General features: G+C 69.2%; 22 protein-coding genes. 7 read left to right on the forward strand and 15 right to left on the reverse strand.

From position 1 onward, the window contains the following. The first annotated feature begins 164 nt into the window (after positions 1-164). Complete coding sequence (locus CVO96_RS18840) at positions 165-722, forward strand: TetR/AcrR family transcriptional regulator (protein WP_103314003.1); 558 nt, start codon at positions 165-167, stop codon at positions 720-722. Further along, positions 719-1,132: a DUF5367 family protein gene (locus CVO96_RS18845; protein ID WP_103314004.1), complete on the forward strand. Its 414-nt coding sequence runs from the start codon at positions 719-721 to the stop codon at positions 1,130-1,132. Before CVO96_RS18840 ends, CVO96_RS18845 begins: the two co-directional genes overlap by 4 nt. 106 nt (positions 1,133-1,238) lie before the next feature. On the opposite strand, the gene CVO96_RS18850 is transcribed toward CVO96_RS18845, so the two are convergent. The 14 genes from CVO96_RS18850 to CVO96_RS18915 all read right to left on the reverse strand — a co-directional run bounded on the left by CVO96_RS18850 (position 1,239) and on the right by CVO96_RS18915 (position 18,329). Beyond that, positions 1,239-2,252, reverse strand: a complete 1,014-nt coding sequence (locus tag CVO96_RS18850) for a PDDEXK nuclease domain-containing protein (protein WP_103314005.1) — start codon at positions 2,250-2,252, stop codon at positions 1,239-1,241. Positions 2,253-2,391: 139 nt separating this feature from the next. Next, entirely contained in the window at positions 2,392-3,879 is a 1,488-nt protein-coding gene (locus CVO96_RS18855) for a beta-N-acetylhexosaminidase (protein ID WP_165795441.1), read from the reverse strand. Positions 3,880-3,907: 28 nt separating this feature from the next. Further along, entirely contained in the window at positions 3,908-4,744 is an 837-nt protein-coding gene (locus tag CVO96_RS18860; protein ID WP_103314007.1) for an MOSC domain-containing protein, read from the reverse strand. 25 nt (positions 4,745-4,769) lie between these two features. After that, on the reverse strand, positions 4,770-5,792 hold the full coding sequence (locus CVO96_RS18865; protein ID WP_103314008.1) for an N-acetylglucosamine kinase: 1,023 nt from the start codon (positions 5,790-5,792) through the stop codon (positions 4,770-4,772). Continuing rightward, positions 5,789-6,487, reverse strand: coding sequence for a glucosamine-6-phosphate deaminase (locus CVO96_RS18870; protein WP_103314009.1), 699 nt, complete (start codon positions 6,485-6,487; stop codon positions 5,789-5,791). Before CVO96_RS18870 ends, CVO96_RS18865 begins: the two co-directional genes overlap by 4 nt. Next, positions 6,481-7,764, reverse strand: coding sequence for a family 4 glycosyl hydrolase (locus tag CVO96_RS18875; protein WP_103314010.1), 1,284 nt, complete (start codon positions 7,762-7,764; stop codon positions 6,481-6,483). The genes CVO96_RS18870 and CVO96_RS18875 overlap by 7 nt, the downstream gene beginning before the upstream one ends. Positions 7,765-7,817: 53 nt before the next feature. Beyond that, positions 7,818-8,849, reverse strand: a complete 1,032-nt coding sequence (locus CVO96_RS18880; RefSeq protein ID WP_103314011.1) for an ABC transporter ATP-binding protein — start codon at positions 8,847-8,849, stop codon at positions 7,818-7,820. Next, positions 8,827-10,794, reverse strand: a complete 1,968-nt coding sequence (locus CVO96_RS18885; protein WP_243398513.1) for a dipeptide/oligopeptide/nickel ABC transporter permease/ATP-binding protein — start codon at positions 10,792-10,794, stop codon at positions 8,827-8,829. Before CVO96_RS18885 ends, CVO96_RS18880 begins: the two co-directional genes overlap by 23 nt. Next, a complete protein-coding gene (locus tag CVO96_RS18890; protein ID WP_103314013.1) occupies positions 10,791-11,777 on the reverse strand; it encodes an ABC transporter permease in 987 nt (328 codons plus the stop codon). Before CVO96_RS18890 ends, CVO96_RS18885 begins: the two co-directional genes overlap by 4 nt. Before the next feature lie 92 nt (positions 11,778-11,869). Next, complete coding sequence (locus tag CVO96_RS18895) at positions 11,870-13,504, reverse strand: ABC transporter substrate-binding protein (RefSeq protein ID WP_103314014.1); 1,635 nt, start codon at positions 13,502-13,504, stop codon at positions 11,870-11,872. A 128-nt stretch (positions 13,505-13,632) separates the two neighbouring features. Beyond that, on the reverse strand, positions 13,633-14,631 hold the full coding sequence (locus tag CVO96_RS18900) for a LacI family DNA-binding transcriptional regulator (protein WP_165795442.1): 999 nt from the start codon (positions 14,629-14,631) through the stop codon (positions 13,633-13,635). Positions 14,632-15,018: 387 nt separating this feature from the next. Next, a complete protein-coding gene (locus tag CVO96_RS18905; protein ID WP_103314016.1) occupies positions 15,019-15,222 on the reverse strand; it encodes a hypothetical protein in 204 nt (67 codons plus the stop codon). 132 nt (positions 15,223-15,354) lie between these two features. After that, positions 15,355-17,166, reverse strand: coding sequence for an endo-1,4-beta-xylanase (locus CVO96_RS18910; protein WP_103314017.1), 1,812 nt, complete (start codon positions 17,164-17,166; stop codon positions 15,355-15,357). Positions 17,167-17,672: 506 nt separating this feature from the next. After that, positions 17,673-18,329 carry a methyltransferase domain-containing protein gene (locus tag CVO96_RS18915; protein WP_103314018.1) on the reverse strand — a complete coding sequence of 219 codons (657 nt, stop codon included), beginning with the start codon at positions 18,327-18,329 and terminating at the stop codon, positions 17,673-17,675. Positions 18,330-18,704: 375 nt separating this feature from the next. On the opposite strand from CVO96_RS18915, the gene CVO96_RS18920 reads away from it, so the two are divergent. The 5 genes from CVO96_RS18920 (at position 18,705) to CVO96_RS18935 (ending at position 22,146) form a co-directional block, all read left to right on the forward strand. Further along, the gene (locus CVO96_RS18920) at positions 18,705-20,258 is read left to right on the forward strand and encodes a tetratricopeptide repeat-containing sensor histidine kinase (RefSeq protein ID WP_103314019.1); all 1,554 of its coding nucleotides are present in this window, start codon (positions 18,705-18,707) and stop codon (positions 20,256-20,258) included. A gap of 27 nt (positions 20,259-20,285) precedes the next feature. Then, positions 20,286-20,447: an ATP-binding protein gene (locus CVO96_RS21720; RefSeq protein WP_423739384.1), complete on the forward strand. Its 162-nt coding sequence runs from the start codon at positions 20,286-20,288 to the stop codon at positions 20,445-20,447. After that, on the forward strand, positions 20,440-20,919 hold the full coding sequence (locus CVO96_RS18925) for a response regulator (protein WP_165795443.1): 480 nt from the start codon (positions 20,440-20,442) through the stop codon (positions 20,917-20,919). The genes CVO96_RS21720 and CVO96_RS18925 overlap by 8 nt, the downstream gene beginning before the upstream one ends. A gap of 235 nt (positions 20,920-21,154) precedes the next feature. Beyond that, positions 21,155-21,796, forward strand: a complete 642-nt coding sequence (locus CVO96_RS18930; RefSeq protein WP_103314021.1) for a ParA family protein — start codon at positions 21,155-21,157, stop codon at positions 21,794-21,796. Then, the gene (locus CVO96_RS18935) at positions 21,793-22,146 is read left to right on the forward strand and encodes a hypothetical protein (RefSeq protein ID WP_103314022.1); all 354 of its coding nucleotides are present in this window, start codon (positions 21,793-21,795) and stop codon (positions 22,144-22,146) included. The genes CVO96_RS18930 and CVO96_RS18935 overlap by 4 nt, the downstream gene beginning before the upstream one ends. 346 nt (positions 22,147-22,492) lie before the next feature. Here CVO96_RS18935 and CVO96_RS18940 read toward each other — a convergent pair whose 3' ends face one another. Then, complete coding sequence (locus tag CVO96_RS18940; protein WP_103314023.1) at positions 22,493-23,866, reverse strand: replication initiator protein A; 1,374 nt, start codon at positions 23,864-23,866, stop codon at positions 22,493-22,495. Between the last annotated feature and the right edge of the window lie 457 nt (positions 23,867-24,323).

A 24,323-nucleotide genomic window follows, 5' to 3' on the forward strand; every position in this document is an offset into this window, starting at 1 on the left:
CGTCATGTGTGAATGGGACGTACCACTGTCCTGACGACGTTTCCTGCGAGTGCTCCCCGCTTCATACGATGGTCTGATTCCCGTCGTCGTCGAAGTGACCATTCGCCGCTTGATCTGCGGCTCTATTTCCTCTACAGTCGTTTCACGTAACGACCGAGGAGGATATGGGACGACCACCGAATCCACAGGCCAAAGCGGAGTTGCTGCGCCGCGCGGCCGACTACGTGCTGCGCCAGGGCCTCACCGATCTCAGTCTCCGGCCGCTCGCGGCTCACCTGGGCGTCAGTGCCCGGCTGCTGCTGTACCACTTCGGTTCCAAGGAGCAACTGGTCGTCGAGGTACTGGGAGTCATCGCCCAGCAGCAGCAGGCCGCGCTCTCGCAGGTCGACCCGCTGGCCGACCCCGCCGAGCGCCTCGACGTGCTGTGGGCGCGGCTGACCTCCCCTGAACTGATTCCCTTCCTGCGCTCGCTCTTCGAGGTCGAACTCCGCGCCATCGACGGCGAGGAGCACTACCGGCAGTTCGCGCGCGGCGCCATCCGGGCGTGGCTGGAGGTGGTCGCCGCGCATCTGAGAGAAGGCGTATCTGCACCCACCGCCAACATCGTCCTGGCCGCCCTGACGGGGCTGCTGATCGACCGCTTCTCGACCCATGAAGAGGAGCGCACCAACGAGGCGTTTCACGCGCTGAAGAGTGCGTTGCACGCAGGAGGTCTCCTATGACGACCGTTGCTGCTCCTTCCCCGTCTCTCGCGGCCGACCGGCTCCCCCTGTTTGTGGGCCTCGGCGTTCTCCTGTGGTTCGTGGCGGCCATGATGTTCCGCCTGCTCGGGCCGGCGCTGCTGATCCCGGGCAGTGCCACGTTGCCCCTCGTGTTTGCCGGCTGCATTCCGCTCGCCTGGGTCTTCTTGAAGATCGGGGTGACCCTGGGACGCGTTTCAGGGGCAGGCACCCTGCTGGCGGCCGCTGTGATGTCCGCTGTGGCGATGTTCCTGGATGCGCTCGCGTTGACGTTCTTCCCCGCGCTGTACGGCCTGCCGACGGCGCAGTTGTTGCTCGTCGCCGCGCTGCTGCTGTGGGGCGTCGCGTGGATTCTCTTCTTCGCCTACGTTCAGACCCGCCGGACGCAATAGTTCCGGGTTTGCCGGCAGCAGATGATCAGGGACGAGTCTCCGCAATGTCTGCTGTCTGCTCTCCACAGCAAAGAGATGGTCGGTGCGGCCTGTGGAGCTGTGAGGACTATGGTGTCTCTCCCTGCACTCTCTCCTCCTCCAGCGCGTAGAACTCGTCCAGTTTGGCCTGCAGCAGGGCCTTGTCGGGCAGCTCGGTGAGGTAGCGGGCCACCAGAGCGGGCGAGGCGCTGCGGGCCAGGGCGTACTCGACCACCTGGGAGTCGGCGCCCCGGCACAGCAGCACGCCGATGCTGGGATTTTCGTGCGGCTGGCGGTGGTCTCTGTCCAGCGCTTCCAGGTAGAAGTCGAGCTGCCCCATCATGGCGGGCGAGAAGGCCGTGACCTTCAGCTCGAAGGCGACCAGGGCCTGCAGGCGGCGGTGGTACATCAGCAGGTCGATGAAGAAGTCCTGCGTGCCGACCTGAAGGCGGTACTGCTCGCCCATATAGGCGAAGTCCGGCCCCAGTTCCAGCAGGAAGTCCTTCAGGTGGCTGACCAGACCGTGCTGCAGGTCGTGCTCGCTGTGCCCTGCGGGCAGGTTCAGGAAGTCCAGGAGGTAGCTGTCGCGGAACACGGTGGCGGCCTCCGGCTGCTGGGCCACCAGGGCCGGGCTGAGCCGGGCTGGCTCGGTCAGGGCGCGTTCGTACAGGCTGCCGTCCATCTGGCGTTCCAGCTCGCGTTTGCTCCAGCGCCCCTGGATGGCGGCCTGGAGGTAAAATTCCCGCTCCTGCCCACCCTGCGTTCGGCCCATGATCAGCAGGTTATGCGTCCAGCTGAGTTCTCGCACCAGTGGTGCGAGTTTTGGACTGCCTTGGTAGGTGCGGTAGAACTGCTCCATCCGCCACAGGTTGGAGGCTGAAAAGCCCCGCAGATCCGGGTGCTCGGCGCTGAGCCATGTTGCGAGCTGCTGCACGGTGCCGCGCCCCCAGCCCTCGGCGCCGGTCTTGTGGTGCAGGTATTCGCCCACCCGCCAGTACAGTTCGATCAGGTCACGGTTGACCTGCCGCAGCGCCTGACCCTGGGCCTGCCGGATCAGGGTCAGCACCGCGCTGAAGTCGGGTACCAGTTCGCCGGGCGTCATGCGGGCACGCGCCGTGAGAACCGGAGGACGTACAGGGCGGTGCCGGCCTTCCAGCGCCTCGGGCGAAATTCCGGGGTCAGGGTCATGGGTGGTTCAATTGTGACCTGTTGCGCCCTGCTCGTCTGCGGGGGCCGCCCCGTCACCCCGGTCGATCCAGGGGCCGGAAGCGCACGCCCCGCCGGGTCAGGGCTGGCAGCTGCCTGCCCAAGCGGGCGTGGAAATCTGCGAAGTCCAGCCCCTCCTGAGGCGACCACAGCACCTCCGCCAGCGCGTGCAGGCGGGGAAAGGCCATGTACTGCACGTGGGCGGTGTCGGGCATGTACTCGCGCCAGAGGTTCGCCTGCCCGCCCAGCACCCGCCCCCGGTGCCGGGGCTCCAGCTCCGGCGGCACGGGCCGGAACGAATACACCGTCTCCAGCGTGCTCAGGCCTCCGATCGCCAGCGGCTCGCCCGCCGGGTCGGCCTGATAGTGGTCGAGGTAGACGTGGCTGGCCGGGCACATCACGGTCTCGAAACCGGCGCGGGCGGCCAGCACACCGCCCTCCGTACCGCGCCACGAGAGCACCAGCGTGCCCGCCGGCACCGGGGGCGTGTCGGTGATCTCGTCCCAGGCGGCCAGGCGGCGGCCGCGCGACTGCAGGAACCGGGCCAGCCGGGCCATGACGTAACGGTGCAGTTCCTCCACGTCCTGCAGGCCCTCACGGGCCATCACGGCCTGACAGTCCGGGCAGTCCTCCCAGTGGGTCGTGGGCACCTCGTCGCCGCCCAGATGGATCAGCGGCGAGGGGAACAGGGGCAGCACCTCGTCCAGTACCTGTTCCAGAAAGTCCAGCGACTCGTCCCGGGTACAGAACACGTGGTCGCGCACGCCCCAGCCCTGCCAGACGTCGCCGGGCCGGCAGTGGCAGCTGTACTGCGGGTAGGCCGCCAGCGCGGCGCTGGAGTGGCCCGGCAGGTCGATCTCGGGGATCACCGTGATGCCTAGGCCAGCGGCGAACGCCACCACCTCGCGGATCTCGGACTGGGTGTAAAAGCCGCCGTGGGGCCGAGCCTCGTAAGCCGGCGGCCCGGGCGCGTCGGCGTGGCCGATCAGGGTGCCTGGGCGCCAGGCGCCGACCCCGGTGAGCGCCGGGAAGCGGGGCAGCTCGATGCGCCAGCCCTGGTCGTCGGTGAGGTGCCAGTGGAACACGTTGAACTTGAGCCGCGCCAGCTCGGCGATAAAGGCCAGCACGTCTGGCGTGGGCATGAAGTGGCGCGACACGTCGAGCATCACGCCCCGGTGGGGAAAGGCCGGCGCGTCGCTGATCAGGACGTGGGGCAGGGTGTCGCCGGCGTCCAGCAGCTGCCCGAGGGACGCCCAGGCATGGCGCAGCCCCTCGATGGAGCCGCGCATCCGAGCGCCGCCGCCGTCGATCCGCAGGGAGTAGCCCTCGGGGGCCGGGGTGGATGCCCGTTCCACCCTCACGGGGAGCCGCCCGGGCCCGCCGGCCTGATCCGCCAGGGCCTCCCGGATGACCGCCGCGAGGGCCTGAACGTCAGCATCGGGCACGTCGCAGATGACCTCCTCCAGCAGCCTGGACGGAAGTTCGCCGCCCAGCCACTCGACCCGGGCCGGCTGGGGAATCACGGGCAGACGCTCCTTCCTGATCATCGGCTCACTCGCCATAGAACCCATTGGGCGACTCGCCCACCTCCAGAACCTGCACCGGGTCTCCGACGCGCAACGTGGCGCCCTCGGCCTGACCGGGGGCCAGGATCAGGTGCTGGCCCAGGGGCACATGCTTCCCGGTGCGGCGCAGGCGGGTTAATGTCCGTAGCGGCTCGGCACGCACGGTGCCGTGGGCCGTGGTGTTCACGACGCCACAGCGGTCGCAGCTCTCCACCACCTGCAGGCGCACGTCCCCGATCTGGATCAGGCGCCAGAAATCCTCGGCGTAGGCGTCCAGGCCGGCGATCACCAGATTGGGCCGGAAGGTTGGCGCCTCCACCGGCACCGGGGCGGCCTCGGCGACCGCCCCCACGGAGCCCTCCCCCACCAGATGGAACGGGTTGCCGTCGGCGAAGGAGAGCGGCGCGCGGTAGGGTTTCCCTTCCTGCCAGCGGCCGAACGCGGCCGGCAGCTCCGCGAGGCGGCACTCGACGCCCAGGGCGGCACTGAGCCACGCGGCCACCTCGTCTCCCAGGTCGTGCCCGGTGAACTCCTCCGTCCAGAGCCTGAGGGGGCGCAGGCTGCGGCCCTGTCCGTCCGGCACCGCCTGCTCCGGGCCGCCTTGGAGGCTCAGGAACAGCCGCCCCTCCTCGATCCGGGGCTGGATCAGGGCCAGGCGCAGGCATTCGCGCTGGGTGATCAGGCGGCCCGTGGCATCCACGGCGGCCCAGTGGCGGTCGTGCGCCAGGCCGCGCGCCTGCGCCGGGGCGTGGGTCAGGGCCGTCCCGCGGGCCGATTTGAGGGGATACGCGTACAGGGCGCTGAGGGTGGGCACACAGGTCATAGAACCTCGGGGAAGTGAGAGGGCGTCAACTCAGGAAGAGCGTAGCGGACGGCCCGCCCTGCGCCAGCCGGCCGAAGTGCTCCTCGGTCACGGACGCGCCGGCCAGTTCCAGGCTCAGCAGCGCGGCGCCGTACACCGGCTCCAGGCGAGAGGGCTGCCAGGTCACGCCGGGATGAGCGCCCTGCACCTGCTCCACCAGCGCCTGACGCAGCAGCGGCGAAGGGTGGCGCATCACGCCGCCGGAGGTGACGAGGTGGTAGCCGCCCGAGAGCCCCGCCCGCCGCGCGGCGACCAGGGCGTAGTCGCCCAGCGCAGCGCCGTGTTTCTGCACGATCCGGCGGCTGGTGGGGTCGCCCGCGTGGGCCTCGTCGAGCAGTCCCTTCGCCAGCCGCCCCAGTTTGCGCGGCTTGCGAACCGTGCGGGCGTTCAGGCGGTGCAGCAGGGCGTCCACGTCCGGGCAGCCCAGATCCGCGAGCACCCGCGCGGTCAGGGTCGTGGGCGGGTCGATGCCCAGGTGGGCGCGGTAGACCGCCCGCACGGCCAGCCGCGCCAGTTCCTCGGCCCCCTCCGGCTCCTGCCAGTAGGAGCTGTGCCAGGCGTCCTGGCCGGCGGCGCGGGCCGCCGTGCCGGAACTCGTGCCGCAGACCACGGCCACGCCCAGCCCGTCGAGCGTCCCGGCCCGCAGCGCGCCCACGGCGTCGTTCACGACCCCCTGGCGGGGCGCCCAGTCCCACTGGCGCAGGGCGGCGCGCAGCAGCTCGAAGTCCTCGGGCCAGTCGGCGCCGGTGGCGCTCAGGGTCACGGCCTGGAGGCGGTGGGCGGACAGGCCGGCGATCTCCCGGGCCTGCGCCACCGCCCGCTCGACCGCCGCCAGCGCCAGGGGGCGCGAGACGTAGATGTTGCTCGGCCCGGCGCGGCCCCAGCCCAGCACCTCGCCCCCCCGCCCCACGATCAGGGCGATGGTCTTGGTGTTGCCGGCGTCGATGCCCAGCACGGCGTCCAGCACGCGCCCCGCAGGCTGGGCCGGAGGGGCCTCCAGCACCGTCACGGCGCCGCCTCCCGGTCGGCCAGCACGGTCAGGGCGGTGCGGCGCAGGAAGGAGGCGGGCACGTCCGGCGTCTCGGGGCCGTGCAGGGCGCGCCTGAGGATGTCCCGCTTGTGTGCCCCGCCCACCAGCAGCAGGGTCTCGCGCGCCGCGAGGATCACGTCCATGCCGGCGGTGATGGCGTGCGTGGGCACCGCCAGACCCTGCCAGTAGGCCCGGTTGCTCTGCAGGCTCTCGGGCGTGAGGGCCAGGGTGCGGGTGGGCGCGTCCGGCGGGCTGGGCGGCTCATTGAAGCCCAGGTGCCCGTTCGGCCCCAGCCCCAGGATGGCCAGGTCGAGGCCGCCCAGCCGCGCCAGCGCGGCCCCAAAGGTCGCCGGATCGTCCAGGGGCACGACCCTCGTGATCCCCAGCGGCCGCACGAACGTCCGGTTCATCCAGGCGCGCAGCGAGCGCGGGTCGTCTGGCTCCAGCCCGAGATACTCGTCGAGTTGCACGGCGGTCACGCGGGAGGCGTCCAGCTCTCCCCCGGCCACCAGTTCCGCCAGCCGCGCGTAGGTGGGCATCGGCGTGTTGCCGGTGGCGACCAGCACGCTCAGGTCGGGCCTGGCCCGGATGCGCCGGGCGATCCAGTCGGCGGCCCGAACGGCCAGGGCGCCCGCGTCCGGCAGCACCTCCAGCGAGACACTCCCCGCTACCACAGCCGCTCCGGCAGCCAGTCGCGGTGGGCGTGGGCGAGTTCGGCGTAGAGTCCCTGGGCCTGCTCCAGCGAGCGCACCAGGGGATTGCTCAGCAGCGCCTGCACGGCCTCCTGCCGGGTGCCCTCCCAGGCGGCGTTCGCGGCGAGCTGCTGGTACTCGCCCAGGGCGCCGACCAGGCCGCGCACCGGGGGCGGCAGGCGGTGGCCGGCGATCGGGCGCACGCCGGAGAGGCTCACCAGACAGGGCCCCTCGACCACCAGGGAGTCGGGCAGATCGGCCAGCGCGCCCCGGTTGACCACGTTGGTCGGCCAGACCTCGCCCAGATCGTTGAAGAAGGAGTCCATCACGTCCACCGCGACCTCCAGCTCGAAGATGCCGCCGCGCGAGAGCCCCGGCTCCAGGGTGGGCGCCTGGGAGTCCAGCTGCTCGCGGTAGTGCGCCCAGTAGCTCGGCACGTCTGCCAGGATGTCCTCGGCGCGTGTGGTGCCCTTGGCGCGCAGCTCGGCCAGCATCTCGGCTTCGAAGTAGTAGTACTTCATGTACGAGGCCGGCAGCGAGTCCATCTGCACGGCCAGCGCGATCCAGCGCCGCGCCCACTCGTCGTCGATGCCGGCCTCCAGCCGCTTCCGCAGCAGCGGCAGCATGGGCTGGCCGCCGTACAGGGCGCCATCGCTCCAGCAGGCGTGGTTCAGGCCCAGCATGGGGGCCTGCACGAGCCCCGGGTCGAGGCCCGCCAGCTCCGCGATCTCGCGCGGGAACTGGATCGGCCCCTCACACAGCGACACGACCGGCACGTCGCTGTGGTCGGCCACCGCCTGGGCGACGATGTTCACGGGATTGGTGTAGTTGAACAGCGTGGCGCGCGGGCACACGGCCGCCATGTCCTCCACCAGACCGCGGGCCACGTGGATGGCGCGCAGGGCCATGAAAAAGCCGCCGGCCCCCTGGGTCTCCTGACCGATCAGGCCCCGGTTCAGCGGCAGGCGTTCGTCGAGCACGCGGGCCTCGAAGCCGCCGGGACGGTAGCTGGAGAGCACGCCGTCGCAGTCCGTCAGCGCCGCCCGGCGATCCAGCGTGGCGGTGATGGTCAGGTCGGCGTCCTGGGCGGCGGCCATGCGCCGGGACAGGTCGCGCACGAGGGTCAGGCGCTCCGGGTCGAGGTCGTGCAGGACGATCTCCGAGCCCTCGAAACTGGCGGCCTGCCGGATGAAGGAGGCGACGGTGCCGGGCGCGCGGGTGCTGCCTCCACCGATGTAAGCGATCTTGACTCGGGCCATGGAACCTCGTGGGGATGCAGGACTGGTGAATCAGCCCGGGCGAATCAGCGGAGTCAGCGCAGGGGCTGGGCCACCAGGGCCGGAGCGGCGGGCTGGGCGGCCATGACGGCCGGGTCGTGCAGCAGGCAGCGCGCCTGATGGCCGCCCCCGAGGTCGTACATCTTCGGCAGACCCGCCCGGCACGCCGGCATGGCGTGGGGGCAGCGCGGCTCGAAGGGGCAGCCGGGCGGCAGCGCAGAGAGGTCGGGCACCTCTCCCCGGCCCTCCACACGGTTCGGCGCGAGCCCCGCGTCCGGCTTGGGCGCGGCCGAGCGCAGCAGGCGGGTGTAGGGATGCTGCGGGTCGTCGATCACCCCGGTCGCCGGGCCGATCTCGACGAGATGCCCGGCGTACAGCACGGCCACCCGGTCGCTCATGTAGCGCGCGCCGGCCAGGTCGTGCGTGATGAACAGCATGGACAGCCCCTCCTGATCCTTCAGGTCGAGCAGCAGGTTCATGATGTCCAGGCGGATGCTCACGTCCAGCGCGCTGGTCGGCTCGTCGGCCAGGATCAGCTCGGGCCGGGTGGCCAGCGCCCGGGCGATGCCGACCCGCTGGCGCTGCCCGCCCGACAGCTCGAAGGGCCGTTTGCCCGCGTAGACCCCCGGCGGCGAGAGACCGACCCTCTCCAGCAGGGCACTCACCTGCCCCGGAATGTCCCCAGCGCCCAGACCGTGGATCTTCAGCGGCCGCGCCAGGATGTAGCCCACGCGGCTCAGGGGATTGAGGCTGGCATACGGGTCTTGAAAGATCATCTGCACGCGCTGGCGGAACTGCCGCAGCGCCCGGCCACGCAGGCGCCTGGGGGTGGCCTCGCCCGCGAGCCGGATCTCGCCGCCGCTGGGCTCGTGGAAGCGCGCCACCAGCCGGGCGATGGTGCTCTTGCCGCTGCCCGACTCGCCCACCAGCCCCAGCACCTCGCCCCGCGCGATGCTGAAACTCACGTCGTTCACGGCCACCACGTCGCCCGCGCGGGTGCGGCCCCGGAAGACCTTCCGCAGGTTCCGCAGTTCCAGCGCCGGCTCAGTTGGGGACAGACGGGACACCGGCCACCTCCTTCGCCTTCAGGGCCGGGTCGAGCCCGGGGTCGTGCAGGAAGCAGCGGACGGTATGGGCCTCGCCGACCGTGTAGGTCTGCAGCGGCCGCACGTCGCACACGCCGGGCATCCGCCGGTCGCAGCGCTCGAAGAAGGGGCAGCCCACGGTCTCCTCGCTGAGCGCGGGCGGGCGGCCGGCGATGCCGCTGCGGCGCTCGCGGGGGCCGGTCATGGGCGGGAAGGCGGTCATCAGGCGCCGGGTGTAGGGGTGGGCCGGCTGGGCGTACAGCTCGTGCGCGGGGGCCAGCTCCACCAGTTCGCCGGCGTACATGATCGCCACGCGGTCGCTCATCTCGACCAGCAGCGACAGGTCGTGGGTGATGAACACGATGGCAATGCCCAGCCGCTGCCTGACCTCGCTCAGCTCCTGCAGGATCTGGCGCTGCACGACCACGTCCAGCGCGGTGGTCGGTTCGTCCATGATCATCAGCCTGGGCTCCAGCGCCAGGGCCATGGCGATCGCCACCCGCTGGCGCATCCCGCCCGACAGCTCGTGCGGATAGGCGTCCAGCGCCGACTCGCGGATGCCCACCAGGGCGAAGAGTTCGCGTGCGCGGGAGTCCAGCGCGGCCCTGTCCGGGCGGCCGTGAGCCTGGATGGCGTCATAAATCTGGTTCCGCACCCGCAAGACCGGGTTGAGCACGTTCATGGACGCCTGAAAGACCACCGAATAGTCGCGCCAGCGCACCTGCCGCAGCGCCTCCGGGCTGAGGCTCAGCAGGTCGTGGCCGGCGAGCTGAACCGTGCCGCCCAGCACCCGGCCGGGCGGGTCGAGCAGCCGGGCGGCCGCCAGCGCCAGCGTGCTCTTGCCGCAGCCCGACTCGCCCGCGATGCCCACGAACTCGCCGGGCTGCACGTCCAGCGAGACGTCCCGCACGGCCTTCACGGTGCCGCGAGGCGTGACGTAGCCGACCTCGAAGTCGCGGATCGAGAGCACGGTACCGGGGGCTGGAGGAGCGCCCTGGGTCGCCTGGGCCGGAGTCAGCCCACGCGCCCTCCCTGGCAGGCCGGCCCGCAGCCGGGGGTTGCTGATCTCGTCGACCGCGAAGTTGAGCAGCGCGAAGGCCGTGCCCAGCAGCGCGATTCCCAGGCCCGGCGCGGCGACCCACCACCACGCGCCCTGCAGCAGCGCGCTCTTGGCCTGCGCCCAGTACAGCATGGTGCCCCAGGTGACCAGCGACACGTCGCCCACGCCGATAAAGGAGAGCCCGGCCTCGGAGAGCACCGCATACAGCGCCGCGCCGAAGAAGTTCGCGGCGATCAGGCCCGCCATGTTGGGCAGCAGCTCGCGGAAGATGATGTGCCCGGTGCCCTCGCCCGACGCCCGCGCCGCCAGGATGAAGTCGCGCTGCGCGAGCGCCATGGCCTGTGACCGCAGCACCCGCGCGCCCCAGGCCCAGCCGGTGAGCGAGATCACCAGGATGACCGGCCACACGCCGCCGCCGCGCAGGAAGGCGCTCGCCACGATCACCAGCGGCAGCCCTGGCAGCACCAGAAACACGTTGATGACGGCGTTGATGATCTCATCGACCCAGCCGCCCAGCAGCGCCGCCGCCAGCCCCAGGGCCACGCTGAGCACCGTGGCGATCACACCCGCCACCGAGCCCACCAGCAGGGTCAGGCGGGCGCCGTACAGGAGCTGCGCGAACAGATCCTGCCCGACCGCCGAGGTGCCCAGCGGATGCGCTGCCGAGGGTCGCAGCCAGGAGTCGAAGGCCAGCGCGGTCGGGTCGTAGCGGGTCAGCAGCGGCGCGAACAGCCCCATGACCAGAAAGACCAGCAGCAGGCCGACACCGATCAGGGTGCGTGGCTGGCTCCTGAGGGTTCTGAGCGCCGGGCCGACCAGACTGGACATTCCCGGACGCACGGAGGGAGCGGTCTGGATGACGGTCACGCCCGCCCCGAACGGGTGCGCGGATCGAGCACCGTGACCAGGATGTCCACCAGGAAGTTGGCCACGAGCACGGCGAAGGCGATGATGAAAAAGAGGCCCTGCATGAGCGGGTAGTCCAGATTGACCACCGACTGGTACAGCGCGTAGCCCAGGCCGGGATAGGAGAACACCAGCTCGGTCAGGATCGCGCCGCCCACCACGAAGCCCAGCGCCATGCCGAACGAGGTCAGGCTGGGCAGCAGGGCATTCCTCATCACGTAGTGGGTCAGGATGCGCCGCTCGCTCAGGCCCTTGGCGCGCGCCAGGGCGATGTAGTCCTCACCCGTGATGGTGATGACGTTGTTCCGCATGGTGAGCAGCCAGCCCCCCACCGACGTGACCAGGATGGTCGCTCCCGGCAAGACCGCGTGCCGCAGCACCGAGGCCCACCACGGCGGGCTGAAGGTGGGGCCGGGAAAGGGATCGACCGCGCCGCTCAGGGGAAACCACCTCAGCAGGAAGGCGAACACGTACAGGATCAGCAGGGCGAACCAGAAGTACGGCATGGAGTTCAGGAACAGGGCCACCGGGGTCAGGGCGTCGGCCAGCCGCGAGCCGCGTTTCCAGCCGCTGTACAGGCCCAGCGCGGAGCCGATGACGAAGGACAGGACGGTGGTGATCCCGATGAGGCCCAGCGTCCAGGGCAGGGCGCGGGCCACCACCTCGGTCACGGTGCTGGGAAAGAGGCTGATCGAGCGGCCGAAGTTCCCCGAAAACAGCTGGCCCAGGTACGCCAGGTACTGCGACAGCGCACTGCCCTGGTCGTTCAGGCCGTAGGCGATCTTCAGGGCGTCCACGGCGGCCACGTCCAGCCGGCCCTGGTATTTGGCGAGCATCACGCTCACGGGGTCGCCCGGCACCAGCCGGGGCAGCACGAAGTTCAAGGTGGCCGCCACCCAGAGGGTCAGCAGCAGGATCACGAGTTTGCGCGTCAGGTACGCCACGGTTCACCTCCAGCGCGGGGGCGCGAAACGACGGGGGAGGCGGCCCGGACGACGCGGTGCCGTCCAGCGCGGGCCGCCTCCCACCACCTGGACTACTTGGGTTTGACGTTCAGGTACAGCAGCCGGGCGCCGGGCGCGTCGTCGGGCGAGGCGTCGTTATACGGGTTCTGGGGGCTGGGAAAGCCGGTGAAGCGGCTGGTGTGGTACAGCCCGAACTGCGTGCGGTCGGTCAGCGGCACCCAGGGCATGTCCTTGAGGACGGTGGTGATGATGGTGCTCATGGCCTTTTTCTGGGCGGCCGTGTCGCTGGTCGAGCGGAAGGAAGCCAGCGCCTTGGTGATCGCCGGGTTGGTGTAGCGCGAGAGGTTGCTGGGCGCCGTCTTGCCCACCGGCGCGCTGAAATCGGGGTTGAAGGCGGCGTTGAAGGTGTAGTACGGCGTCGCGCCGTTGCCCCAGCCCCAGCTGACCCCCATGTCGTAGGTGCCGGTCTGCAGGCCGCCCGAGTAGCTGCCCCAGGCCTGCTGGTCGATGGTCGTGGCGATGCCCACCTTCTTCAGGTCGTCGCCCACGACCTGCGCCATGGTGATGAAATCCGTCCAGCCCGCGCCCACCAGGATCTTGAAGGCGGGCAGGGGCTTGCCGTCCTTGCCGAGCCGGCGGCCCTGGGCGTCTTTCTTGTACCCGGCAGCGGTTAATGCGGCGTCGGCGGCGGCCGTGTCGTATTTGGGCAGCAGGGCCCTGGCGCTGTCGGGCAGCCACTGGGCCTGCTGGCCGGGCATGATGGCCGAGGCGCTGGCGGCGGGCACGGCCCCCGCATAGGCCTTCTGGGCCACGTTCTGGGTGTTGATGGCCCCGGCGACCGCGCGGCGGAAGGCCGGGTCGTTCATGGGCGCCTTGACCGTGTTGAAGTACAGGAAGTTGATGTTGTTGGTGGGCCACCAGTACACGTTGTCCTTGCCCTTGGCCGCGAAACCCTTGGGATCGGAGATGCCCACGTAGCCGAAATCCACCTCGCCGCTGAGCAGCTTGAGCAGCGCGGCGTCGTTGGAACTCGTCGCCAGCCAGACCACCGCGTCCACGGCGGGCTTGTCGGGCATCCAGTAGGACTTGTTCTTGAGTACCCGCAGCGCCTGCTGGCTGTAGGAGTCGAACACGAAGGGCCCGGTCGCCACCGGCTTCTGGTTGGTGAAGGTCAGCGGGTCTTTCACGTCCTTCCAGATGTGCTGCGGCACGATGGGCGTATTCGCCAGGTAGGCGAAGACCGGCGTGTTGGGCGCGCTGAAGCTGAAGGTCAGGGTGTTCCCGCTGGCCTTGACGCTCGTCAGGCCGCTCTTCCAGATGCCCGTGGTGTCCAGCGCCGGGAACTGCTTGAGGTAGTTGAAGGTGAAGGCCGCGTCGGCGGCGCTGAAGGCCTGTCCGTCGTTCCACTTCACGCCCCCGCGGGTGGTCACGGTCAGGGTCTTGTTGTCGGCGCTCCACTTGGAGGCAGTGCCCAGCACGGGCGTGACCTTGCCGTCGATGGAATTGACGTAGAACAGCGTTTCGTAGATGGCCGAGTTGGTGGGCAGCAGGTGCTGGTCGCCCGGCAGGAAGGGGTTGAGGTTGTGCGAGCCCCACTGGGTCGGGCGCACGACGGTGAACGTACTGCCCTGCGCCTGCGCGGCGGGGCTGATGGCGGCGAGGGCGAGGGTCAGCAGGGCCAGCGGGCTGAGCAGGTTCCTCTTCATGCGGTGCTCCTTGTGCCCGGCGGCGAGGCCGGGGGCGCGCCTTGGGCGCAGGGGGAAGGTGGGGGGTCGCCGGGTCGGGGGCACGGGGCGGGCGCTGGTCGGCCTCACCCCGGAGCAGGGGGCAGGGGTCAGGGTGGAGCGGTCGAATCGCGTCGGATCAGCTGCGGCTGCAGGGCCACGGGTTCGCCGGTGGCGCCCGACAGCAGGTGCACGGCCAGAGCGGCCGCCGCCGCGCCCATCTCGTAGGCCGGCTGCCGGATGCTCGACAGGGGCGGATACAGCAGCGCGGCCAGCGGGGTGTCGTCGAAACCGATCACGGCCACGTCGTCCGGCACCCGGCGCCCCGCCGCGCGCAGCGCCCGCAGCACGCCAGCGGCCATCAGGTCGCCGGCCGCGAACACACCGTCCAGCGGGCCGGCCAGCAGGGTATGGGCCGCCGCCTCGCCAGACTCGACCGAATAGTCGCCCGCCACGCGGCGGTACTCCAGGCCACGCGCGCGCAGCGCCCCCGCGAAGCCGCGTTCCCGGTCAGCCGATTCGCGGCCATACCCGGCCACGAACGACAGTTCACGCCCCCCGCCGCGCAGCAGTTCCTCGGCTGCCAGCCGCCCGCCCGCCTCGTTGTCCAGTTCGACCCGCCAGGGCAGGCCGGCCTGTTCCGGCGCGATATGCACCCAGGGCGCCTGCCGCTGCCTGGGAAGCGCCTCGCCCGCCAGCGAGTTGATCACGATGCCGCCGTCCACGGCGTAGCGCAGCAGGTGCCCGGCGGCACCCAGTTCGGTCTGCAGGTCGTCGTGGCTGGAGGCCAGCAGCACGCGCATCCCGTGGCCGGCCAGGAAGTCCTCTGCGCCGTTCAGCATCAGGCCGTAGAGCGGAAAGCTGATGTTCGGCATGATCAGGCCCATCAGGTAGCTGCGCCCGGTGACCAGATTGCGTCCCAGCGGGCTGGGTTCGTAACCCAGCGCGGCGGCGCACTCCAGCACCCGCTGACGGGTCTCCGGACTCACCGAGGCCTCGTTGTTGAACACCCGCGACACCGTGGCGATCGACACGCCGCTCTGCCGCGCGACCTCGCGGATTCCGGCGGAGCGTGCCTGGGGTTCGGCGGGAGCGGTCGCGGGCAGCACGGAGCACCTCGGGAGAGTGGGCAGAGCGGGCCGGTGGACGCTGCACGGCGCCTCCCGAGGGTCGGGAGGGATGAAAACGTTACATCTGTGTGTGAGTCGAGGGTAGCCGAGCAGCCGTAGCGCTGTCAAGCGGCCGGGTCACGACCGGCCCAGGAGCCCCGCCGAACTGGCCCGCTCCCTGGGAAGGCGGCTATGCGTTGCCTATCGATGTGCTGTGGACAGGGACACATGACCAACGCCCCCGAAGAGGAATTCTCCAGGGGCGTTGGGCTCCGGCTTAGGCCAACCGCTCAGATGAGCGGCCACGGAGCGGGATTGGTGAGTCCGCCGGATGCAGTCTCCCCGACTGGTCGGCTCGGTCAGAACTCCTCAGGCGGGGGCGGGGCGTTACCTCAGCCGGGTCACGCCCACGCAGCGGTGGCCCTGGTGATCGAAGTAGGTCTTGCCGATCCGGTAGGTACCGGGGTATCCGGTCAGCTCGACCTCGCAGAACTCCGCCGGCCGGGCGTCGCTCTTGCGGATATGAATGTGCTGGATCAGGTCGCCGTTGAGCGAGGCGCCGATGGGGTCAATTTTAGGGAATCTCAACATAGCCCGTCAGTATACGCCTCCACGCGCCGGCCCCGCTGACCTGTGTTGCGTTTCCCCCTGTGTCGCGTTTTCCAGGGCCGCCGGGCCCGGGAGGCCGAGCCAGCGGGAAGTCAGAGTATCCCCAGTGCGTTCTCAGCGGCGGACGATCACCGGAGCCATGCCCTTTTTCAGGGAGATGGCCTGGGTCGTCGTCCTGCCCCTGGCCGTGACCGTGAGCCGGTAGTCGCCCAGGAAGCCGCGCGTGCGGTACTGCCCGGCCGCGTCGCTGGTGCCGCTGGCGTTCGTCCACCACCGCTTGAAGACCAGATCCTTGAAGGCCTGTCCGCTGGGTTTGATGCTCCAGTCCTGACGGTACAGGGCGGCCTGGGGCAACCAGTGCTGGCCTTCCCAGAAGCCCCACATCATGAAGCTGCTGACCTGTGGGGTGGAGAAGGCCACGGTCAGGAAATCGCGCAGGTAGTCGGCCTGCAGGGCCTCGCCCGGCACGTTCACATCGAATTCGGTGATGGCGAGCGGCAGGCCCAGGGCCCCGAACTCTCCCAGCCGGCGGTACAGCTCGTCGGGCGGGGTGAGCTGGTAGCCGAAGTGGCCCTGCAGCCCGATCCCCTCCAGCGGCGCGCCCAGCGCCTGCATCCGTTTCAGGATACGGGTGAATTCCACGTCCAGATCGCCCTCGCCCAGGTTGCCGTAGTCGTTGATGAACATCCGGGCGGCAGGGTCGAGCTGTTTGGCGCGCCGGAGCTGCGCCGCCATCTCGTCCTCGCCCAGCACCTGCGAGAGCCGCTTGTTGGCGCTGGGCTCGTTGATCACGTCCCACTCGACGATCTGGCCCTTCGTGGCCCCCAGGATGTCGATGAAGTGCTGGTCGATCCGCGCCCTCAGGGCGGCCGGATTGCTGAACAGCGGGGGCACGTCGGTGGGCAGGCAGTAGTCCTCCGCGCAGGGCCACAGCAGGTTGTGCCCGCGAACCGGAATGCCTTTGGCCTTGAAGAACTGCAGGGCCTTCAGGGCGTCCGGGCGCTGGCTGCCGGGCCAGCCGCCCTCCCACACGGGCCATTTCAGCGCGTTGCCCAGCACCACGCGGTTGAACAGCGTGGGAATGAGCTGCTGGTACTTCTGCCCGTCGGGGCTGTTCTCGAAGAGGCGTTCGACGGCCACCTCGCTGCCGAAGGGGAAGGCGTGCCGCCGCATCTCCAGCTTCACCGTGGCGCCCGCGATGGGCGCTCCAGTGGCGTCCTGCACCCTGACCTGCAGGTCGGCCTTGCGGAGCTTCTCGATCCGGGCGGCGGCGGCGGCGCGCCAGGGGGCGTCCGGCTCGCGCCCGGCGTAGCTGAAGCCCGCGAAGGGCAGGGCGCCCACGGTCTGGCCCTTCGCGTAGTTCTTCAGGACGATGCCGCCCACCTCGAAGCTCTGGTTCGGGTAGCCCAGGCGGAAGCGGGCGGCCCCGCCCCCCGCCGGATAGGCCAGCGCGGCCTTGAAGGGCACGCTGTACAGCGTCCACTGGGACGTCAGGCTGAGCGCCACGCTCACGGACTTCTGGTAGCCCTCGCCCGCCTGCTCGAACACGAACTCCGTGCGGGCCGGGGCGCTGGAGGTGCTGCGGGCCCAGAACTGCACCAGCAGCACGTCGTCCTGGGCGATCGGCGTGCGGCTGGTGGCCGAGAGCTGCTCGTCGTAGGGCGTCGCGAAGGGCCCGGTGCCCGTGATGCGCCGCGCCTGGGTGAACCCGGGCCCCTGTACGGTCACCGTCTCGATCTTCAGCGACGGGCCCGAGTCCCGCGCGAAGGCCGCCGCAGGGTCGGCACCCAGCACGTCGGTGCCTCCGGCGGGGATGGACGCGGCGGCCTCCGCCCCGATGGCGCCGGACTGGGCGGTCGGGGCGTCGGCGGCCGGGCCGGAACAGGCGGCCAGCGACCCTGGAGCGAGCAGGCTGAGGGTGACCATCCAACGATGGGGCCAACGGTGCGGCCAGCGGTGGAGAACGGTGCGTGACATGGCGCTCCTCTGTGGCGGGCGGGCCGGAGGCGGCCGGCAAGAGCGGCAGGCCGCCCCCTCCCGCCCCGGGCGCGGTGTGCGTGCGGTGGCCCGTGCCCGTCGCCGCACGGCTGGACGGCTCTGAAGTCCACCCGCGGTGGACGTACGCACAATCATCCCAGCGTCACATTTGAGTTGTCCGAGAGTTGATTGAGAGGGAGTCTGCGCCTCGCCGGGTCGAGGTTCGAGATGGGAGACGCCGCTCAGTCTCACGCAGCAGCCATTCCATCGGTGGACACGGCGACGATTTCAGTGCAGAGTTCGAACTCCATCCCAGGTTTCATCCACCTGCGCCCGGCTCATCTGATTCAGGTTGTAAGGGAAGATACAGGGCGGGACACCGGAGGCTGCGGCACTGTGGACGGTTTCGGACAGGCGGATCCGACCAGACGATCCTGCCCGGTCCGGCCGACACGTTAGCTGGACGTGGTGTCCGGCCCCGGCCCGAGCGAGCGGCCGACCACCGCGTAGAGGGGATCGCCGCCGAAGCGGCCGCGGGGCTGCGGACTCCGGTCGAGGGTCTCGATGGCCGTCCAGTTTCCGGCCGCCTCCAGATAGCGCCGAACCAGCTGCACCCGCCCGGCGTCTTCCAGCGCGTGCCAGACCATCACCGCCTTGCTCGGGAAGCAGCGGTTGGAGAAGGTGATCACCAGCGGCCCGCCCGGCACCAGCACCCGGCCCAGGTCGCGCAGCACGGAGACCGGATCCGTGAGGTAGTCGATGGACACCGCCAGCCCGGCCGCGTCGAAGGAGGCGTCGGCGAAGGGGAGGTGCGGCGCGGCATTCAGGTTCTGCACCACGAAGCGGCTCAGGCGGGGGTTGCCGGCGAGTTCGTCCCGGTTGAGGCCCAGACCGACCACCTCGCGGTACGCGACCTCCGGGGGCAGGTGGCTGATCCAGCTGCTCATCAGGTCGAGGACGCGGCCCCTCGCCGGAAAATACTCGCGGTACAGGGCCGTCACCGCCCCGATCGCGCCCTCGTCGATATGGGTCACGAAGCGGGGCTGGCGGTAGAAGAGTTCATCGGGGCTCTCGTCCTGGCGGCGGAAGGCGGCGGGCGGCAGGTCGTCCATACCGCAGTCTGGCGGAGGCTCGGGCGCGGCACGGTGGGAATTCCACGGTCGGACGGGCTCCGGGGCAGCGGGAGCCGCCCTCCCCCTCCGTTCCCCCATTCATACCCTTCTCCACCCCTCAACCCGCCCAGCACCGGGTCAGGGCGAACAGCCCGAGCTGACTCTCGCAGTGCTCGATCAGCAGCGGCGTCACATGCCGGCGCTTCGGCAGGCGCTGGCTGATGGCGATGTGGCGCGCCAGGCTGAGCAGGCCCCGAAGCCGCCGCGAACGGGCCCGAGCCTGCCGCCGAACTGCTGGCGCGGGGTCAGGACGCCGCCAGTCGGGCCGAGTTCTATACGGCGCTGGGGCTGCTATATCAGGCCCAGGTGCAGGCCTTGCACGAGCAGTCCCCATCCCTGCCGGCCCAGACCTGTATCGCCCAGGGCAAGGTCTACCGGGATCTGGGCGAGCCCATGCGCGCGCTGGAGCGGTTCGATCATGCCCTGGAACTCTCGCTGGCCTGCGAGAACGAGGCCCTGCAGGGCGACGCGCTCAACCATCGGGCCGGCGTTCTGCACCTGTGTGGGGAATACGCACGGGCCCTCAAGGACACCGCAGAGGCCATGCACCTCGCCCGGCGGCTGGGCGACGAGCAGCGGGCGGTGCACTGCCTGATCAACGTGGGCCTGCTCTACGAGAACATGGGCGATGACCTGCGCGCCCTGAACACCTGCGAGCAGGCCCTGGACATCCTCTCCACCCTGGATAACAGGCCCCTGGAAGCCATCTGCACGGTGAACCTGGGCTACGCCCATAAGCGCCCCGGCCAGGTCAAGGTCGAAATCGCGGCGCTCGACGGGCTGGGGCAAGTTTGGGCGGATCTCGGGTACAGTGCCGGCGCCCTGGATCTCCACCGGGTGGTCATCCGCCGCGCCCAGGAGACTGAGGACGCGGAGAGCGAGATGGACGCCCTGCTGAACCTCGGCCGGGTCTTCCGGCAGACGGAGGAGCGGAGCCAGGCCATCGACGCCTTCTCCAGAAGCCTGGACATCGCGCGGCGCAGCGGCCGCATGAAGACCGAGGCCGAGGCTCTAGAGCTGCTGGCCGACACGCTGATCGAGCTGGGCGACCAAGCCGAGGCGCTGAGGCATTTCCGGGAGTTCCACCGCGTCGAGAAGCTGCTGTTCAACGAGGAGGGCGAGCGCCGAACCCGGCAGCTGAGCATCCAGTTCGATCTGGAACGCGCCCAGCACGAAACTGAGGTCCACCGCCTGCGAACCCGGGTCGAGCGCGAGGCCCGTGAACAGGCCGAGGCCACCGTCGTGCAGCGCACCCTTGAGCTGGAGCGCGGCCGGGACATCATCGAGCAGCAGCGGGCCGAGTTGCAGGGGAAGGTGCTCAGCCTCCACGGGCTGCTGGATCAGAACGAGGGGCTGCGCCAGCGACTGGTGCGGGCGGCCACCCGCAGCGCCACCCTCAACGAGCGCTTCCTGCGCCGCCTGAGCGCGGAGCTGCACGACGGCCCGGCCCAGGAACTGGGGTTCGCGCTCATGAAACTCGACAGCCTGGAGTTGGACGTGGTCGGTGAGGTCTCCCCTGCCCGCCGGGAGGAGGTGAACACAGAGCTGGAGGTCATCCACGGGGCCATCCAGCACGCCCTGCTGGAAATGCGCGCCATCTCCGGCGGGATGTGCCTCCCGGAACTGCATCACCTCTCGCTGACCGAAACCCTCGGGCGCGTGATCCTGGCCCACCAGCGCCGCACCGGCAGCGACGTGGAACTGCTGACCGACGGGGACGGGGAGGAGATGCCCCTGCCCCTGAAGATCACGGTCTACCGGCTGGCCCAGGAGTCCCTCACGAACGCGTTCAAACACGCGGGAGCGGTGGGCCAGCGCGTCGGCCTGTGGGTTGAGGCCCATCAGGTGCGGCTTGAGATCAGCGACTAGGGGCCAGGATTCCAGAAGCAGGGCACGCTGGAACGCGGCGAACACCTGGGCCTGCTGGGAATGCGGGAACGGGCGGAGAGTCTGGGGGGCAGTTTTCAGGTGGTCAGTTCGCCCGGTCAGGGCACGCGCGTTCAGGTACTCCTGCCCATCCCCGAATTCACCTCCAGGGGAGACGAGGCCGGTGCCTAACTCCCCCCTGCTGGAGCCGTCCGCGGCCGGCCTGGAGCCCGAATCCGTGCGGGTGCGGCGCGGCGCGGCCGGACTGGTGCTGGTGGACGACCACAGCCGCTTCCGGGAAGCGACGGCGTCGGCCCTGCGGGTCGACCCTGCAGTGCAGATCCTGGGTCAGGGGAAGTGTGCCGACGACGCCCTGCGGCTGGCGCGCGACCTGCAGCCCGACCTGATGCTGCTCGACATCACCATGCCGGGCAATGGCCTGTGTGCGGCCCGGGCCATCCGCGCCACGTTCCCGGATATCCGGATCATTATGCTGACCTTCTCCGCCGCCGAGGACGACGTGAACGCGGCGCTGGCGGCCGGCGCACAGGGCTATGTGCTCAAGGGTGTAGGTGGACGCAGCCTGCTCCGGATCGTGCAGGCTGTCCTGCGGAGAGAACACTACCTGGCTCCCGAACTCACCGGCCTGCTACTGCTGCGTTGATCCGGATCACGTCCTGGACGTAGAATTTCCAGCCTGAATGCCATCTGTTAGGTTGTACACAGGCTAACACGTTTATTAGTAAGCATGTGTAGTAATCATTTTGTGTGTGTGTAAGTATGTTACTTATTAAGTTTGTGAATTTGTATGTTTTTTGATTCATGTTTTCACATACATATTTCTTTGTGCGTAAGTGATTTTGCAGATTCGTGCGCTAGTGTGTTAATTTGTGGACGAAATGACTTCTTCGTCCACAGGGCCTCTGGTCATCGCCGTCGCGGGCCTCAAAGGCGGCATCGCCAAAACCACCACGAGTATCCATATCGCCGGGGTGCTGGCCGAGGCCGGACAACGTGTCCTGCTGGCAGACGGCGACCGTATCCGCACCAGCACCGCCTGGGCGCGGGGCGGCCATCTGCCCTTCACGGTGGCGGCCGTCACGGCGCTCGCCCGCGCCCGTGACTACGATGCGGTCATCCTGGACACCGAGGGCGGGCCAGGGAACACCGAGCTGCTGGAGTTCGCCCGCACCGCTGATCTGACGCTGCTGCCCACCAGCCCGGATATCAACGGTCTGGACGGCGCTGCCCAGACGGCCGAGGTGCTCAAGGGCGGCCAGATTCCACTCGACCGCTACGTGGCCCTGCTCACCATGGTTCGTCCCGGAGGTATGAAGGTGATCCAAGCACGCAAAGGACTGCAGCGCCTCGGCGTACCTGTCATGGACGCCAGCGTCCGGCTCTCGGAAGCCTTCCGGGACGCCGCGAATGCGGCGGTTCTGGTCAAGGACGTCAAGAGTGACATCGCGGCCAAGTGCTGGAGAGATTACCGCGAGGTCACGGACGAAGCCCTGAAGCGCGTGCTGGCGGGCCGCGCATGAGCGACATCCTGAGCAGTCTGCAGCAGCTCCGGCAGACCCGGGAGGAGCCACAGGTCGAGCCGGCCCCAGCCCCCGTTGCGTCCACTCCGTCCGCTGCCTCCACTGCCACTCCAACGCCAGAGGCACAGGCCGGTCGCGGCGAGGACAAGACACTGGCAGGGCGCGTTCCCCTGGCACTCCACCGTGACCTGACCCGCAGCCTGATCGACGTGGCCGACGACCTCGGCTGGCGACGGGTCAATGTGGACGAGGCGCTGGAGGCGGCCATCCGGGTCGTGCTGCGCGAGCCGGGCGCGCACGAGCGGTGGGTACAGGAACTGCAGCAGGTTCGCCGGGAGCGTTCCGGGTAATATTCTGGGCGAGCCCGCCTGTGCTCACCAGAGTCAGGCGACTTCACCCGAAGGGCGTTACTTCGGATGGTGAGAGGGGATGCTCAGTAGGGGAGGGGAGAGGGAGGCCACCAGGAGCCCGGTTGATGCCTTTCCTGGCCCGCCCAGGGGCTCAGGAGCCCTGGGTCGCCGGTATGGGGTCGAGGAGTCCCCAATTGTTTCTACAGAGCCGCCTGAAGCCTCTGGTGCGATTGTGGCCTGTGGGAGTGAGCGGGTGTTGTTTCGCAACGGACTGCCCAGCTTTCGCCCACGACCTACATTTTCGACTCCTCCAGCATCTGAACTTATCTAACGGGCTTACCACGCCTCAGCGCTGGCCCAGGCGCCATTTAAGTTCCCGTGCAAACTCTTCTTTCTGCAGTTTGGCCACCGCCGCCACAGCATCTTCAAGCAGTTTGACCACGTCGACCTCGCCATCCAGCAGGGCCTGACGCAGCGCGTCCAGATCGCTGACATCCAGCAGGCGACGGTAGTGGAAGTTGAGGCGGTTGATGGCTTTCTCCGCCACCTGCTCCGCAGGCAGATCCCTGAATTCATCCGCCAGGGTCGGCAGTTCCAGAAGCGGCTCCATGCGGTCGGCCTTGGCCGTTTTGACCTTCGCGGCCGGTGCGCCTCCAGCGGAGGCCGCCTTTGCGCCCGCTACCGGATAGGGATACTCGTCCGGATGAGCGATCAGGTGCATAAGCGCGGCCGCCTTGGTCTTGCGGATCACCAGCACGGCGTCACGCACCAGCACGTCGAAGCGATCCATACTGGCGATCAGGAACTCCCGGCCGTGCTCCCGGACGAGCCGGCGCGCCACCCCGTCGGCCACCCCGTAGGTGCGAAAGCGGCGCGAGAGCACCGCGTCCATGGGCGTGAACTCCCGTACGAACTCGTAGCGGATCATCTGATCCTTACCGCGCCCTGTCAGGGTCACGGCACGCAGGTAACCGCGTTTGACCAGCTCTGCGTGGGGAGATTCCAGAGCGCGGCGGATGTTGCCGGGAATAGTGCTGGGAATCTTGCACTGATCCGCCCACCCGATCAGGCTGACCTCCAGCGTGTCGAGGGGCTCCTCCGGGTGCTGCGGATCGAAGCGGGCGCCGTCCAAGATCCGGTACAGCGCCCGCGTGCGGGGACGCGACAACGACAGCATGAATTCCGAGTCCAGCGGCTTGACGTAGCCGCTGCGGATGCTCGCCACGATGGAGTCGGCGAGACGGCCGGAAATGATGGTGCGCTCGTCGAAGCCGCCCGTTCGGTCGCCGCTGCTGAAATCGAGCGATTCGATGAAATGGAATTTGGCGTGCGTCCAGCGTCCTTTCGGGTGATCCCGCCAGCCCCCGCTGACGCTGTAGGACGAGGTGTGCAGCCGCTCCAGACAGTTCCGTAGCGTCGCGTGGTACTTCCCGGTGTTGTGCCAGCCGCAGAGCTTGAGCAGGGTGGTGGCACTCACCGAGAACCGCCCATCCTCCGGCTCCCCCAGCTCGATGTAGAGATTGAGCAGGGCCGCCGTGACGTCGCTGTCCAGACCGTGTGGCACGGCGTATTTCGGAAGCGCTTCGCACTGCACCCGCACCACCCGGCCCTGCGATTCGAAGGTGACGTCCCATTCGTTGACGTCCGCCTGATCGACAGCGGAGATGAGATTGAGGCGCGACAGGTTCAGCTCGTCGAACCGGGTGAGCTTTGTGGTCACGTCGCCCCCTTGATTGATGAATTCTAACGGTTACTGAAAAGAAAAGAACTGAATAACTACATTGATGATCATCATCAAGTGGGAGAGCCCCCGTGACGGTCTGGACGAAGGATTCCGGCATGATCGCTCAGGTGTGTCGTGCACGATCGCTCAGGTGTGTCGTCGCCAGGGAGTGTAGATCGCTCAGGTGTGTCGTTCCTCACTGCGCGGATCGCTCAGGTAGGTCGTCGGTGTTCGCTCAGGTGTGTCGTGCCTGATCGCTCAGGTATGTCGTCCAGGCAGAGGGCAATCGCTCAGGTGTGTCGTCGGGAACAGCTGGCTGATCGCTCAGGTATGTCGTCGGGAAAAGAGGCTGATCGCTCAGGTATGTCGTCGGTGTAGAGGGTGTTTCGCTCAGGTGTGTCGTTGGTTGACTGTGGGCTGTCCCCAGGCTGGGTTTGGGGTTCTAATCCAGCCT

It is taken from the genome of Deinococcus koreensis (assembly GCF_002901445.1).
GTDB lineage: Bacteria > Deinococcota > Deinococci > Deinococcales > Deinococcaceae > Deinococcus > Deinococcus koreensis.

Excerpts from the sequence above, each read along its gene's own strand:
- CVO96_RS18935 (WP_103314022.1), top strand. The coding sequence starts at position 21,793 with ATGAGCGACATCCTGAGCAGTCTGCAGCAGCTCCGGCAGACCCGGGAG.
- CVO96_RS18875 (WP_103314010.1), bottom strand. The coding sequence starts at position 7,764 with ATGGCCCGAGTCAAGATCGCTTACATCGGTGGAGGCAGCACCCGCGCG.
- CVO96_RS18860 (WP_103314007.1), bottom strand. The coding sequence starts at position 4,744 with ATGACCTGTGTGCCCACCCTCAGCGCCCTGTACGCGTATCCCCTCAAA.
- CVO96_RS18850 (WP_103314005.1), bottom strand. The coding sequence starts at position 2,252 with ATGACGCCCGGCGAACTGGTACCCGACTTCAGCGCGGTGCTGACCCTG.
- CVO96_RS18930 (WP_103314021.1), top strand. The coding sequence starts at position 21,155 with ATGACTTCTTCGTCCACAGGGCCTCTGGTCATCGCCGTCGCGGGCCTC.
- CVO96_RS18840 (WP_103314003.1), top strand. The coding sequence starts at position 165 with ATGGGACGACCACCGAATCCACAGGCCAAAGCGGAGTTGCTGCGCCGC.
- CVO96_RS18845 (WP_103314004.1), top strand. The coding sequence starts at position 719 with ATGACGACCGTTGCTGCTCCTTCCCCGTCTCTCGCGGCCGACCGGCTC.
- CVO96_RS18915 (WP_103314018.1), bottom strand. The coding sequence starts at position 18,329 with ATGGACGACCTGCCGCCCGCCGCCTTCCGCCGCCAGGACGAGAGCCCC.
- CVO96_RS18905 (WP_103314016.1), bottom strand. The coding sequence starts at position 15,222 with ATGTTGAGATTCCCTAAAATTGACCCCATCGGCGCCTCGCTCAACGGC.
- CVO96_RS18910 (WP_103314017.1), bottom strand. The coding sequence starts at position 17,166 with ATGGTCACCCTCAGCCTGCTCGCTCCAGGGTCGCTGGCCGCCTGTTCC.
- CVO96_RS18895 (WP_103314014.1), bottom strand. The coding sequence starts at position 13,504 with ATGAAGAGGAACCTGCTCAGCCCGCTGGCCCTGCTGACCCTCGCCCTC.